We start from the raw sequence: 12512 nt of genomic DNA, 5'->3' as shown, positions 1-12512 counted from the left end.
TTCATCGGTGACGACCAGAGGAGGAAGGCGATGACCCCGACCCTCACGCCGCCGCCCGAGACGGTGAGCCCCCCGGCCGCCGATGAACGGTGCGACCGCTGCAATGCTGCCGGCAAGCTCCGCATCACTCTGGCGGGTGGGAGTGAGCTGGTGTTCTGTGGGCACCACGCGAACAAGTACGCGGAGGATCTCGTGAAGATCACCGTGCGGTACGCGTCGGACCCGGAGTTCAGCTGGCGAGGCGCCGATCTGATGGCGAACTGAGGTCCGACAAGAAGTCCACAACCCGACATGACCGGCCGGAGGCACCCGCAAGGGGAGCCTCCGGCCGGTTTTTCGTGCCGGGTGCCAACGGTGCGCGACGGTGTTAAGAAGGGGCCCCTGCTCTACCGGAGGCGTTAACAGGGGGCCCTTCCTTACAGGGTCTGCACGGTGGCGATGCGCTCCTCGAGCTGCTCGATCGTCGCCTGCGCGCTGGGTGGGCCGCCGCAGATCCGGCGCAGCTCGGCATGGATCTTGCCGTGCGGCTGGCCGGTGTGGTGGTGCCGGGCGGCCACCAGAGCGTTCAGCTGCCGCCGTAGCGCCACCCGGCGCTGGGCGGCACTCATCGGTGGGGGCGCCGCCACCGGGGCCGCAGCGGCCGGCTCAGCGGTCCGCTGGGCGGCCCGGCGCTTCTGCGCGGCGAGCTGCTCGGCCTGCCGCTTGGTCAGCAGCAGCGAGACCTGGTCGGCGGTGAGCAGACCGGGCAGACCGAGGTATTCCTCCTCCTCGGGCGTGCCGGCCTGGGCGGCGGTGCCGAACGAGGCACCGTCGAAGATCACCTGGTCCAGCTCGGCGGTCGCGGAGAGCGCCGCGAAGCGCTTCTCCAGCTCCCCGCTGGCGCCGTCGTCGCGCTGGGCGCGCTCCAGCAGGTCGTCGTCGAAGCCCTCGCGGTCCTTCGGCTTGCCGAGCACGTGGTCCCGCTCGGCCTCCATCTCGCTGGCGAGCCCGAGCAGGTGCGGCACGCTGGGCAGGAACACCGACGCGGTCTCGCCGGAGCGGCGGGCCCGGACGAACCGGCCGATCGCCTGCGCGAAGTACAGCGGGGTGCTGGCACTCGTCGCGTACACGCCGACGGCCAGGCGGGGGATGTCGACGCCCTCGGACACCATCCGCACCGCGACCAGCCACCGCTGCTGGGAGGCGGCGAACGTCGCGATCCGCGCGGACGCGCCCTGGTCGTCGGAGAGCACCACTGCGGCCTTCTCACCGGTCACCTGCTCCAGCAGCTTCGCGTACGAGCGGGCCACCTGCTGGTCGCTGGCGATGACCAGCCCGCCCGCGTCGGGCATGCCGTTGGCGCGCAGCACGGTCAGGCGGGCGTCGGCGGCGCGCAGCACCTGCGGCATCCAGTCGCCGGCCGGGTCCAGCGCGGTACGCCACGCCTGGGCGATCAGGTCCTGCGTCATCGGCTCACCGAGGCGGGCGGCCAGCTCCTCGCCGGCGTTCGTGCGCCAGCGGGTCTCCCCCGAGTACGCCAGGAACAGCACCGGCCGGACCACGCCCTCGCGCAGCGCGTCGGAGTAGCCGTAGACCGAGTCGGCGCGGGAGCGCAGCAGCCCGTCGCCGCCGCGCTCGTAGCTGACGAACGGGATCGGGTTGTCGTCGGAGCGGAACGGCGTACCGGTGAGCATCAGCCGGCGTACCGCGGGCTCGAACGCCGCCTTCACGCCGTCACCCCAGGTACGCGAGTCGCCGGCGTGGTGGATCTCGTCGAGGATGACGAGCGTGCGCCGGGTCATGGTGCGCCGCCGGTGCACCTGCGGCGCCATGCCCACCTGGGCGTAGGTGACCACGGCGCCGTGGAAGTCGGCGGCGGAGTGCAGGTCGGCGTTGCGGAACGCGGCGTCGAGCTGGATGCCGACCCGTGCGGCGGCCTGCGCCCACTGGGTTTTCAGGTGCTCGGTCGGCGCGACCACGGTGACCGCCTCGACGGTGCCGTCGGCGAGCAGCTCGGCGGCGATCCGCAGCGCGAACGTGGTCTTACCGGCGCCGGGCGTGGCGACCGCTGTGAAGTCCTCGGTCCGGCGGCGCAGGTACTCCACCAGCGCCTTGCGTTGCCAGGCGCGCAGGGGCGGGAACGTGTCGAGCGCCGGCATCCGCGGTGGCACGCGTAGCTCCTCTCCGCCGCGGACGGCGGCGGGCCCGACCGGGGCCACGGGAGCCGCCGCCCATGAAAACGCCCTCGCGCATCCGTGCCGCGAAGGCCGGTTCAGCATAACCAGCGCGGGCCGTACGCCCCACTCGACGCCACGCCTGTCACATCCGCCCACCCCGGCGCGGATCGGGTCAGGGCAGTGGTCCCCGGGTGCCGGTGCGCGGCGGCCGCAGCGTCGCCACCGGGGCGGACCAGCGGCGGCGCAGCGCGATCAGGCGCAGCCCGAACACCAGCAGCGCGGCGCCGGTGAGCGGCACGGCGGTGGCCTGTCCGCACGCCGACAGCAGCGCCACCGCGATCGAGCCGGCGAGCGCCGCGAGCGCGTAGATCTCCCGGCGCAGCACCACCGGGATCTCGCCGGTGAGCAGGTCCCGGCCGAGCCCGCCGCCGATCGCGGTGAGCATGCCGATCATGCAGGCGCCGACCGCCGGCACGGCGGCGTCGAGGGCCTTGAGCGTGCCGGTGACTGTGAACAGGCCGAGACCCGCCGCGTCCAGCACCAGCACTGTGGTGCGCAGCCGGGCGAGCTGGGGGTGCAGCCAGAACACGGCCGCGGCGACGACTGCGGCGGTGGCGGCGTAGCGCCAGTCGGCGAACGCCAGCGGGGGCACCTCGTCGATGGCCAGGTCGCGGAAGATACCGCCGCCGAGCGCGGCGACCACGCCGACGAAGACCACCCCGAACAGGTCGAGCCGTTTCGCCACCGCCGCGGAGGCGCCGGAGGCGGCGAAGACCGCCACGCCGGTGAGGTCGGCGAGCAGGAGCGCGGTGGAGGTGGTCACCGCCGCAGGTTACGTCGAGGGGCGGCGGAGCCGCCCGCTGTCACTCGGCGTACGAGTCGTAGATCTCCTTGCACTTCGGGCACACCGGCGAGCCCGGCTTGGCCGCCTTGGTGACCGGGAACGTCTCGCCGCAGAGCGCGACCACGTAGGTGCCCATGACGGCACTCTCGGCGATCTTCTCCTTGCGGACGTAGTGGAACATCTCCGGACCAGTGTCCGCGTCCTTCAGCTCGGGACGCTCGAGAACCTCTGTGCTCACGACTACACCTCCGGCGTTCCAGTTTTGCAGGTCGGTCCGCCCCGGTCCAACTGGGCCCCGGCCGGAAGCGGCCCGTACGGTAACCGACGTGACCAACTTTCACATCAGTCTCGGTAGTGAGGTGGCCGACGCCCTGCGGGACGGCCGCCCGGTCGTGGCGTTGGAGAGCACGATCGTCTCGCACGGGCTGCCCCGCCCGGACAACCTGCGGGTGGCGCGCGAGATCGAGCAGGCGGTACGGGACGCGGGGGCGGTGCCGGCCACCATCGGCATGGTCGCCGGCGAGCTGCGGGTGGGGCTGGACGACGCCCAGCTCACCCGGCTCGCCACCGTCGACGGCGTGAGCAAGCTCTCGGTCCGCGACCTGGCCCCGGCGGCGGCGACAGGCGCGGACGGCGCGACCACCGTCGCGGCCACCAGCGCGGTCGCGGCGGCGGCCGGGATCGGCGTGTTCGCCACCGGCGGGCTCGGCGGCGTGCACCGGGAGGCGGCGCAGACGTTCGACGAGTCGGCCGACCTGGTCACGCTGGCCCGGACGCCGATCGCCGTGGTCTGTGCCGGGGTGAAGTCGATCCTCGACGTGGGTGCCACGCTGGAGCGCCTGGAGACGCTCGGGGTGGGCGTGGTCGGCTACCGCACCCGCCGCTTCCCCGGCTTCTACCTCACCGACGCGGGCTTCGACCTGGACTGGTCGGTCGATTCGCCGGAGCAGGTGGCGGACGTGCTGGCCGCCCGCGCGGCGCACGGCGTGCACCACGGCGGCCTGGTGGTGGCCAACCCGCTGCCCGCCGACGAGCAGCTCGACCCGGCGCTGCACGACCGCACGCTCGCCGAGGGCCTGGCCGCGCTGGCCCGCGAGGGGATCACCGGCAAGGCGGTGACCCCGTTCCTGCTGTCGCACTTCCACTCCGCCACCGAGGGCGCCAGCCTGGCGGTGAACGTCCGGATCATCCTGCGTAACGCCGACCTCGCGGCCCGGATCGCGGTCGCCGCGGCGGCCCGCCCCACCGGTACGGCATGAACGCCAGGCCGCGCATCGTCGTCGTCGGCGACGTGATCACCGACGTGCTCGCGGTGCTGTCCGGGCCGCTCGCGACCGGCTCGGACACCGCGGCCGGCATCCGGTTCAGCGGCGGCGGGCAGGCGGCGAACACAGCGGCCTGGCTCGCCGGGCAGGGCGCCGCGGTGACGCTGGTCGCCGCCGTCGGCGACGACGAGACCGGCCGGGAGCGGGTGGCCGAGCTGACCCGCATCGGTGTCGACTGCGCGGTGGAGCGGCACGAGGGCTACCCGACCGGCACCGTCATCGTGCTCACCCACGACGGGGAGCGCACGATGGTCAGCCAGCGCGGCGCGAACCTGCGGCTGACCGCCGCGCACGTGGACGCGGCCCTGGCCGCCGCGCCCGACGCCGGGCATCTGCACCTGTCCGCGTACACCCTCTTGGACGTCGGGTCGCGCGGCGCCGGCCTGCGCGCGCTGGCCACCGCTCGCGAGCGCGGGCTGACAGTCAGCGTCGACGCGGCGTCCGCGGCGCCGCTGCGGCGCGTCGGCGGGGCGTTCCTGACCTGGGTACGCGACGTCGACCTGCTGCTCGTCAACACGGACGAGGCGACGGTGCTGGCCGGCGGGCTGGACCCGGCGGCGCAGGCGCGGGCGCTCACCGCGGTGGCGCACCGGGTGGTGGTCAAGCGCGGCGCGGCGGGCGCGGTGTGGGTGGAGCGCGGCGGTGTGGTGGAGTTCGCCCCCGCGCCCGGCGTGGACGTGGTGGACGTGACCGGCGCCGGGGACGCGTTCGCGGCCGGGCTGCTCACCGCGTGGCTGGCCGGGGCCGACCCGCGTGCGGCGCTGGGCCGCGCCGGTGACCTGGGCGCGCTCGCCGTGACGACAGTGGGCGCCCGCCCGGCTCCCTGACGCCTGCGGCCGGTCCGGGCGGTGCTCCGCCCGGGCCGGTCAGGGCTCGGCGTCGATGATCTTGTGCGGGTTCTCCTCGGCGGTCAGAGCCGTGGGCGCGGGCTCCTCGCGGCGCCGGTTCTGGAACCGGTTCGCCAGGCGGTGCTCCTCCTTCGGCGGCCGGTCGTTCGCCAGCAGCACCGCCAGCCAGGGCACGAGCACCATGCCGAGCGCGCACAGCGGCAGCCAGAGCCAGAGCAGCGGGGCCTTCGCGCCGACCAGGATCGCGCCGGCCACCAGACACGCGACCCGGATGGCCATCATCAGCACGTATCGCTTCTGCCGGCTGTTGAGCTGGTCGTCCTGGCTGCGCGGGGCGTCGGTGATCAGTATCGGCTGGTACGCCTGACGCTTCACCACGGACCTCCTACGAGGGGACAGGGCCCATCCTGTCACTCCGGACGGATGATCGGCGAAATTCGTGACAGCCGGGTGCGTGTTACGTGCGTGGTACGCTTCGCCCGTGGCCAACCGGTTCAGCTTCACCGACGAGGCGCTGGCGAACCTGCGGGTCTACGACGTCACGCCCGGGGAAGTCTGGGAGGCCCTGCACAGCAAGCGCCGGGTCATCCGCCACCTCGGGGACGACGTGATGGTGGTCTACGCCACCGACCACCGGGGCCGGCGGCTCGCCGTGCTGCTGGCCGAGGCCGACGGCACCGACAACGACTGGGACATCCTCACCGCCCGCGAACTGAGCGACGTCGAGGCCAAGCGCTACGACGAGGCGGTGCGGAGATCACGCCGACGAGGAGGCGGTCACGATGCACCGTGACGAGGCGACCAAGCGGTTCCACGCCGGAGGCGACGCGTTCGCCGACCTGATCGACGACACGTCACCGGCGCAGCTGCCCACCCCCGACACCGACGTGCCGATGGTCAGCCGGTCGGTCCGGCTCCCGCTGGAGACGTACGAGCGGGTCCGCGCCGCCGCCGACGCGCGCGGCATCGGGGTGACCACACTGATGCGGCAGTGGATCGAGGCCGGCCTGGCCGACCTGGACGACTCGGCCACCGTCTCGCTGGCCGACGTACGCCGCGCGCTGGCGTCGTTGTCCCGCCCGACCGCCGCCTGACGGCTCACGCCTCCGGGCCGCCCTCGCCGAGCGCCTCCCGCCCGATCGGCGAGGCGGAGGACTCCGGCGGCCGGTGCCAGGCCCGGCGGGCGTCGGCGAACGCGACGAGCGCCAGCACGAGGGCCACCGCGCCGAGCGCGAACATCGCCGGCACGGTCGCCAGCGCGGGCAGGAGCAGCACCAGGGCCAGCAGCCCGGCCAGCCGGGGGCGGGACACCCGGCCGAAGATCTCGTACTCGAACCGGGAGCGGGCGGCCAGGAACAGCGCCGGGCCGCCCACCACGAAGACCAGCCAGTTCGGCCGGGCCGTGTCGTACGGGTGGGCGATCACCAGCTCGTAACCGACCGCGGCGCTGAGCACCCCGAGCACCATGAACAGGTGGGTCTGCGCCGCCGACTCGGCCAGCCGCCCTGGCGTGCCGGCCATCCGCAGCGCCTCCGCCAGCAGGTGACCGGCCCGGTAGAAGTAGATGCGCCAGAGCAACGCCGTGATCACGAACGAGATCGTGAACGCCACCGCCGCGTCGCCGGAGAACTCCTTCCCGCTGTAGGTCACGCCGATCACCAGGATCGACTCGCCGAGCGCGATGAGGAAGATCTGCTGGTAGCGCTCTGCCAGGTGCTCCCCGGCGACGAGCCACTGCCGGATGCGCGACGCCCCGATCCACGGCAGCGGCCAGCCCAGGAACGTGCCGAGATGGTCCACCGCCAGCGCGACGACCCACAGCGCCAGGCGCGGACCGGGCATCAGCGCGCCGGCGATCCACAGCGGGGCGCTGACCCCCGCCCAGACGGCGAGCCGCAGCGGGACCAGACGCCGCGGGTGGGCACGCAACGCCACCGCGATCAGCAGCGGCCGCCCGACCATCACCACCACGTACGCGAGCGCGAACGGCAACGCCCGCTCCTCCAGGGCGCGGGGCAGGGTCACGCCCAGCACCAGGCTGCCGAACATGGTGCCGACCACCACGACCTGGATGACGGCGCGCTCCGGCTCGTACCGGCTGGTGACCCAGGTGGTGATCGTCCAGACCTGCCAGAGCACCAGGAACAGCAGCAGGGTCCTGCCCACGTCGGCGGCCACCGCACCGGCGGAGCCGTCGACGCCGTTGATCAGCCGCTGGGAGACCCGGGTCAGCGCGAACACGAAGACCAGGTCGAAGAAGAGCTCCAGGAAGGTGGCCCGCCCGGGGCTGGACGCGGTACGCAGCAGCGCCCCGCCCCGCTGCTCGGTCATCGTCCGCCCCTGTCCCCCGTCCTGGCGACCAACGACAGGGACGGCGGGCCGGTTGCGGCGGCGTACGGCGGATCAGCCCTTCGCGGCCTTCGCCTCCGCCTTCATCCGCTGCTTGAACTCGCGTACCCGGCGCAGCGACTCGGGATCGGTCACGTCCGCGACCGAACGGTGGGCGTCCGCGTCGCCGTAGTCGCCGGCTGCCTCGCGCCAGCCGTCCGGGGTGATCCCGAACCGCTTGCCGAGCAGCGCGACGAAGATCTGCGCCTTCTGCCGGCCGAACCCGGGCAGCTCACCCACCCGGCGCAGCAGCTCCCAGCCGTCGGTCACGTCGGACCAGAGCCGGGCCGGGTCGCCGTCGTAGCGCTCGACGAGCGCCCGGCACACCTCCTGCACCCGGGCCGCCATCGCCTTGGGGAAGCGGTGCAGCGCGGGCGGCCGGGCGAAGATCTCCACGAGGGCGTCCGGGTCGTACCCGGCCAGTTCCGCGGCGTCGGGCTCGTGGCCGAGGCGCTGCGCCAGCACGTACGGGGAGGAGAACGCCTTCTCCATCGGCACCTGCTGGTCCAGCACCATGCCGAGGAGCAGGGCCAGCGGGCTGCGTGCCAGCAGCTCGTTGGCCTGCGGGTCGATGGGCAGTGACAGCGTCATGGGGACCATAGTGCCGCGCCGGCCGCCGGTCGGGGGCGGCGACTCCCCGACGACGTGACGCGGCCCGGCGGACCCCTGGGAGGTCCACCGGGCCGCGGCCCACGGAGTGGTCAGGTCACCCGTGTCGTCAGTTGACGACGAAGAGCAGCCGGTTCGGCGAGCCCGAGCCCGGGCTGGTCACCTTGCCGGTGGTGGCGTTGCTGGTCAGGTAGCTGGCCACCTGAGCCGGGGTGTAGGAGGTGTTCGCGGACAGGACGAGCGCCGCCGCGCCGGCCACGTGCGGGGACGCCATCGAGGTGCCGCTGATCGTGTTGGTGGCGGTGTCGCTGGTACGCCACGCCGAGGTGATCGACGAACCCGGGGCGAAGATGTCCACGCAGGAGCCGTAGTTGGAGAAGGACGACCGCGCGTCGGTGCTGGTGGTCGAGCCGACGGTGATCGCCGAGGCGACGCGGGCCGGCGAGGAGTTGCACGCGTTGGCGCTGGAGTTGCCGGCCGCGAGCGCGTACGTGATGCCGGAGTTGATCGAGTTGGCCACCGCGTTGTCCAGCGTGGTGCTGGCGCCGCCGCCGAGGCTCATGTTGGCCACGGCCGGCTTCACCGCGTTCGAGGTGACCCAGTTGACGCCGCTGATCACGCCGGCGGTGGTGCCGCTGCCGGAGCAGTTGAGCACCTTGACGGCCACCAGGCGCACGCTCTTGGCCACGCCGTACCTGGTGCCGCCGACCGTGCCGGCGACGTGGGTGCCGTGGCCGTTGCAGTCGGTGTTGTTGGTGTCCACCGTGTTGGTGCCCCAGGTGGCCCGGCCGCCGAAGTCGCTGTGCGTGGTGCGGATGCCCGTGTCGATGATGTAGGCGCGCACGTTGCTGGCGGTGTTCGGGTAGGTGAAGGTGCTGTTCAGCGGCAGGTTGCGCTGGTCGATCCGGTCCAGGCCCCAGGTGGCGCCGGTCTGGGTGCCCTGGGTGGTCATCACGCGGTCCTGCTCGACGTACGCGACGGCCGGGTCGGCGGCCAGGCGGCGCGCCTGGGCGGGGGTCATCTTCGCGCTGTAGCCGGTGAGAGCGGAGCTCCACACCGTGCCGACGTTGCCGCCGTAGCGCTTGGCCAGGCCGGCGGCCCGGTCCGGGACGGCGGTACGGGCGGCGAGGGTGTTCGCGGTGCCGACCGCGTCGCCCTTGAGCACGACCACGTAGCTGCCGCTGACGGCGTCCGCGGCGCCGGCGTACCGGATCTCCCCGGTGGGCGCGGCGAGAGCAGGCGTGGAGGCGGCGGCGGCGAAGGCCGCGGCGGCGGCCGTGACGGCGAGCGCACGCAGCGCGCGCCGCCGGGGAAGGGACACGTCGGGCATCGTCTGGCTCCCTACCGGGCGGCCCGGTTTGTGGCCGGATCGCCCCATCGACGGATGTTGGCAGGAATGCTAACCAGAGATCGATACACATGAAAGAGATAGTTGCCGATAGATACGGTCCACGTTATGGATCGGCGGGTGCGCGCCACGCCGGACCGCGCCCGAGGCAGGATGAGCACGTGGACCGTCACGACATGCTGCTCTCCCCCGCCGGGGTCGACGCGCTGCGCACCGCGCTCACGCTCGCCCGCTTCACCGCCAACGGGATCGCCGACCGCCTGGGCCCGCAGGGCACCGGCGCGGTGGCCCGCAACGACTACCGGGCCGCGCTGCGCGCCACCGAGGACCGGGACCGGCTGGCCACGCTGATCCGCGTCTTCATCTGCGACCAGACCGAGCCGGAGGCGGCGGTGGCCGCCGCGCTGGCCCCGCTCGCCCTGGACGAGGCGCTGGCCGGAGGCATCGTGGAGCGGCACGGCGACGGCCTGCGCGCCGGGGTCGACCTGGAGCCGTACGGGGACGACTGGTGGGTGCTCGCCGACGTGCCGGCCAGCGCGCGGCCCGGGCGCCCGCTGCACGCCGAGCACGTGCTGGGCATCGGCGGCGCCACCCAGACGCTGATCTCGGCGGCCGTCCGCCCGACCGTGGACACCGCGCTCGACCTCGGCACCGGCTCCGGCGTCCAGGCGCTGCACCTGGGCACCCACGCCCGCCGGGTCACCGCCACCGACGTCTCCGAGCGGGCGCTGCGGTTCGCCGCGACCACCGCCGTGCTCAACGGTCAGGACTGGGAGCTGCTGCGCGGGGACATGGTCGCGCCGGTGGCCGGGCGCCGCTTCGACCTGGTGGTCAGCAACCCGCCGTTCGTGGTCGGCCCGGGCACCACCACGCACGTCTACCGGGACTCCGGTCGGGTCGGCGACGCGATCGGCGCGGAGCTGGCCGCAGCCGCGCCGGACCTGCTCACCGAGGGCGGCACCATGCAGTACCTGGCGAACTGGGTGCACGTCACCGGCGAGGACTGGGCCGAGCGGGTCACCGGCTGGTTCGCCGGCACCGGCCTGGACGCCTGGGTGATCCAGCGCGAGGTGGCCGACCCGATGGCGTACGTGAACCTGTGGCTCACCGACGTCGGCGAGAGCGCCGACCCGCAGCGGATGGCGGCCTGGCTGGACTGGTTCGACGCGCACAAGGTGGAGGCGATCGGCTTCGGCATCGTCTCGCTGCGCCGCTCCGGCCACGACCAGCCGGTCGTCCGGGTGGAGGACCTGCGCCAGCGGGTCGAGCCGCCGCTGGGCGACCGGATCGGCGAGTGGTTCGCCCGGCAGGACTGGCTGCGCACCCGGGACACCGAGGGCCTGCTCGCCGCCCGCTACCGCGCCGCCGACGGGCTCCAGCTGCGGCAGGAGGCCACCATGGGCGACGACGGCTGGGCTGTGGACCGGCAGGTCCTGGCCATGCCGCGCGGGCTGCGCTGGTCCGAGGAGATCGACCCGCTGGTGCTCGCCCTGGTCGGCGGTGCCGACGGCCGGCTGCCGCTGCGCGACCAGCTCGCCCTGCTGGCCGCCGCGCACGACGTGGCCCCGGACGAGCTGGCCGAGGCGGCCGGACCGATCGTGGCGCACCTGGTCGAGCGCGGCATCGTCGAGCCGGTGACCGACTGATGCGGGCGGTGGTGCAGACCGTCGGCCGGGCCCGGGTGACTGTCGACGACGAGGTGACCGGTGAGATCGCCGACGGGCTGCTGGTGCTGCTCGGCGTCACCCACACCGACACCCCGCAGGTGGCCGCCACCATGGCCCGCAAGCTGCACGAGCTGCGCATCCTCGACGACGAGCGCAGCGCCGCCGACGTCGGGGCGCCGCTGCTGGTGGTCAGCCAGTTCACGCTCTACGGCGACGCCCGCAAGGGCCGGCGACCGAGCTGGACCGCCGCCGCGCCCGCCGAGGTGGCCGAACCCCTGGTGGACGCCGTGGTCGAACAGTTGCGCGCCCGGGGTGCGAAGGTGGAGACCGGCCGCTTCCGCGCCCACATGCTGGTGGAGAGCGTCAACGTCGGTCCCCGGACCCTCGTGCTCGACCTCTGAGGCCTAGAAGAACAGCCCCCGGCGGGACAGCGACTGACGCAGCCAGCCGTCGAGCTGGGCGGCCCAGTCCGTCCGGTCCGCCGTCGCGTGGTCCACCGTGAACCGGCCGAACGCGTCCCGGCCCTCGGTGAACAGGCCGCCCCGCTTGTCCAGCTCCAGCACCACGTGGACCTGGCGCGGATCGGTCACGAAGGTGACCTCGAGCTGGTTCATCGCGCCCGCGTACTGCGGCGCCGGGTAGAACTCGATCTCCTGGTAGAAGGGCAGCTGCTGGTGCAGACCGTAGATGTGTCCACGCTCGACGTCGGCCCGCGCGAACCGGAAGCCCAGCCGTAGCAGCGCCTCCAGCAGCCGCTCGTGGGCCGGCAGCGGGTGCACCGCCACCGGGTCCAGGTCGCCCTTGTCCATCGCCCGAGCCACCTCCAGCTCGGTACGCAGACCCATCGTCATGCCGTGCAGGTGCTGGCCGTACAGGTCGGTCAGCGGCGTCTCCCAGGGCACCTGGAAGCGGAACGGCACGTCGTGCCGCTGCCCCGGCTCCAGCCGGAACGCACCGGTCACCTGGGCCCGGCCGAACTCCTGGTTCACGTCGTACTCGCTGTCGGAGCTCTCCACCTCGACTCGCGTGACCAGGCCGAGTGCGATGTAGCTCACGTCCACCGGGTGGTCGCCGCCGACCACCTGGATCCGGCCCGCCAGCTCGCCGCCGGGGCGGCAGTTCGGGTTGGCCAGCACCGTCTCCACCGACGGTCCACCCACACCCATCGCCTGCATGAGCCGCTTGAAGACCACCACGTTCTCCGATCGTCAGTGCCGTGCCGGCCCCGACGGCCGGTCGGTGGCACGGTAACCGCGCCGGGCAAGGGAACGCCGGATTCCGGCCGGGATTCCTGTCGGGTCTCCGATCGCCTCACTCCCGTCTCACG

Annotated in this window: 15 protein-coding genes; 7 read left to right on the top strand and 8 right to left on the bottom strand. The window is 73.5% G+C overall.

From position 1 onward, the window contains the following. Window positions 1–30: 30 nt before the first annotated feature. The gene (locus ML5_RS09270) at window positions 31–264 is read left to right on the top strand and encodes a hypothetical protein (protein WP_013284786.1); all 234 of its coding nucleotides are present in this window, start codon (window positions 31–33) and stop codon (window positions 262–264) included. A gap of 152 nt (window positions 265–416) precedes the next feature. Here the strand turns inward: ML5_RS09270 and ML5_RS09265 are convergent, their stop codons facing one another. From ML5_RS09265 to ML5_RS09255, 3 genes are all read right to left on the bottom strand, one after another. Beyond that, window positions 417–2138 (bottom strand): DEAD/DEAH box helicase, encoded by a 1722-nt coding sequence (locus ML5_RS09265; protein ID WP_041784162.1) that lies wholly within the window; start codon window positions 2136–2138, stop codon window positions 417–419. Between the two features lie 190 nt (window positions 2139–2328). After that, the gene (locus tag ML5_RS09260; protein WP_013284784.1) at window positions 2329–2979 is read right to left on the bottom strand and encodes a trimeric intracellular cation channel family protein; all 651 of its coding nucleotides are present in this window, start codon (window positions 2977–2979) and stop codon (window positions 2329–2331) included. Between the two features lie 40 nt (window positions 2980–3019). Next, entirely contained in the window at window positions 3020–3238 is a 219-nt protein-coding gene (locus ML5_RS09255; protein WP_013284783.1) for a DUF3039 domain-containing protein, read from the bottom strand. Window positions 3239–3326: 88 nt separating this feature from the next. Between ML5_RS09255 and ML5_RS09250 the strand changes: the two genes are divergently transcribed. Together ML5_RS09250 and ML5_RS09245 are read left to right on the top strand one after the other, a co-directional pair. Further along, window positions 3327–4259 carry a pseudouridine-5'-phosphate glycosidase gene (locus ML5_RS09250; protein ID WP_013284782.1) on the top strand — a complete coding sequence of 311 codons (933 nt, stop codon included), beginning with the start codon at window positions 3327–3329 and terminating at the stop codon, window positions 4257–4259. Then, window positions 4256–5152: a carbohydrate kinase family protein gene (locus ML5_RS09245; protein ID WP_013284781.1), complete on the top strand. Its 897-nt coding sequence runs from the start codon at window positions 4256–4258 to the stop codon at window positions 5150–5152. The genes ML5_RS09250 and ML5_RS09245 overlap by 4 nt, the downstream gene beginning before the upstream one ends. A gap of 39 nt (window positions 5153–5191) precedes the next feature. Here the strand turns inward: ML5_RS09245 and ML5_RS09240 are convergent, their stop codons facing one another. Then, window positions 5192–5548: a DUF3099 domain-containing protein gene (locus ML5_RS09240; RefSeq protein WP_013284780.1), complete on the bottom strand. Its 357-nt coding sequence runs from the start codon at window positions 5546–5548 to the stop codon at window positions 5192–5194. Window positions 5549–5654: 106 nt separating this feature from the next. Here ML5_RS09240 and ML5_RS09235 point away from each other — a divergent pair, with 106 nt between their 5' ends. Together ML5_RS09235 and ML5_RS09230 are read left to right on the top strand one after the other, a co-directional pair. Next, window positions 5655–5966 (top strand): hypothetical protein, encoded by a 312-nt coding sequence (locus ML5_RS09235; protein ID WP_236619385.1) that lies wholly within the window; start codon window positions 5655–5657, stop codon window positions 5964–5966. Continuing rightward, a complete protein-coding gene (locus ML5_RS09230) occupies window positions 5956–6267 on the top strand; it encodes a hypothetical protein (protein WP_013284778.1) in 312 nt (103 codons plus the stop codon). Before ML5_RS09235 ends, ML5_RS09230 begins: the two co-directional genes overlap by 11 nt. A gap of 4 nt (window positions 6268–6271) precedes the next feature. On the opposite strand, the gene ML5_RS09225 is transcribed toward ML5_RS09230, so the two are convergent. The 3 genes from ML5_RS09225 to ML5_RS09215 form a co-directional block, all read right to left on the bottom strand. Next, window positions 6272–7504: a low temperature requirement protein A gene (locus ML5_RS09225; protein ID WP_013474503.1), complete on the bottom strand. Its 1233-nt coding sequence runs from the start codon at window positions 7502–7504 to the stop codon at window positions 6272–6274. Window positions 7505–7576: 72 nt separating this feature from the next. Then, window positions 7577–8161: an HhH-GPD-type base excision DNA repair protein gene (locus tag ML5_RS09220; protein WP_013474502.1), complete on the bottom strand. Its 585-nt coding sequence runs from the start codon at window positions 8159–8161 to the stop codon at window positions 7577–7579. 118 nt (window positions 8162–8279) lie between these two features. Beyond that, on the bottom strand, window positions 8280–9500 hold the full coding sequence (locus tag ML5_RS09215; RefSeq protein ID WP_013284775.1) for a S8 family peptidase: 1221 nt from the start codon (window positions 9498–9500) through the stop codon (window positions 8280–8282). A 179-nt stretch (window positions 9501–9679) separates the two neighbouring features. On the opposite strand from ML5_RS09215, the gene ML5_RS09210 reads away from it, so the two are divergent. Continuing rightward, entirely contained in the window at window positions 9680–11164 is a 1485-nt protein-coding gene (locus ML5_RS09210) for a methyltransferase (RefSeq protein WP_041784161.1), read from the top strand. Next, on the top strand, window positions 11164–11586 hold the full coding sequence (dtd, locus tag ML5_RS09205; RefSeq protein WP_013474500.1) for a D-aminoacyl-tRNA deacylase: 423 nt from the start codon (window positions 11164–11166) through the stop codon (window positions 11584–11586). The genes ML5_RS09210 and dtd overlap by 1 nt, the downstream gene beginning before the upstream one ends. Before the next feature lie 3 nt (window positions 11587–11589). Here the strand turns inward: dtd and ML5_RS09200 are convergent, their stop codons facing one another. After that, entirely contained in the window at window positions 11590–12378 is a 789-nt protein-coding gene (locus ML5_RS09200) for a sporulation protein (protein WP_013284772.1), read from the bottom strand. Window positions 12379–12512 lie beyond the last annotated feature (134 nt).

Origin of the sequence: Micromonospora sp. L5, assembly GCF_000177655.2 — a bacterium.
In the GTDB taxonomy this organism is placed as follows: domain Bacteria; phylum Actinomycetota; class Actinomycetes; order Mycobacteriales; family Micromonosporaceae; genus Micromonospora; species Micromonospora aurantiaca.
The sequence above is the reverse complement of the archived record's forward strand: the minus strand, read 5'-3'. Positions and strand labels throughout refer to the sequence as shown.

Excerpts from the sequence above, each read along its gene's own strand:
- ML5_RS09270 (WP_013284786.1), top strand. The coding sequence starts at position 31 with ATGACCCCGACCCTCACGCCGCCGCCCGAGACGGTGAGCCCCCCGGCC.
- ML5_RS09265 (WP_041784162.1), bottom strand. The coding sequence starts at position 2,138 with ATGCCGGCGCTCGACACGTTCCCGCCCCTGCGCGCCTGGCAACGCAAG.
- ML5_RS09245 (WP_013284781.1), top strand. The coding sequence starts at position 4,256 with ATGAACGCCAGGCCGCGCATCGTCGTCGTCGGCGACGTGATCACCGAC.
- ML5_RS09230 (WP_013284778.1), top strand. The coding sequence starts at position 5,956 with ATGCACCGTGACGAGGCGACCAAGCGGTTCCACGCCGGAGGCGACGCG.
- ML5_RS09225 (WP_013474503.1), bottom strand. The coding sequence starts at position 7,504 with ATGACCGAGCAGCGGGGCGGGGCGCTGCTGCGTACCGCGTCCAGCCCC.
- ML5_RS09220 (WP_013474502.1), bottom strand. The coding sequence starts at position 8,161 with ATGGTCCCCATGACGCTGTCACTGCCCATCGACCCGCAGGCCAACGAG.
- ML5_RS09215 (WP_013284775.1), bottom strand. The coding sequence starts at position 9,500 with ATGCCCGACGTGTCCCTTCCCCGGCGGCGCGCGCTGCGTGCGCTCGCC.
- dtd (WP_013474500.1), top strand. The coding sequence starts at position 11,164 with ATGCGGGCGGTGGTGCAGACCGTCGGCCGGGCCCGGGTGACTGTCGAC.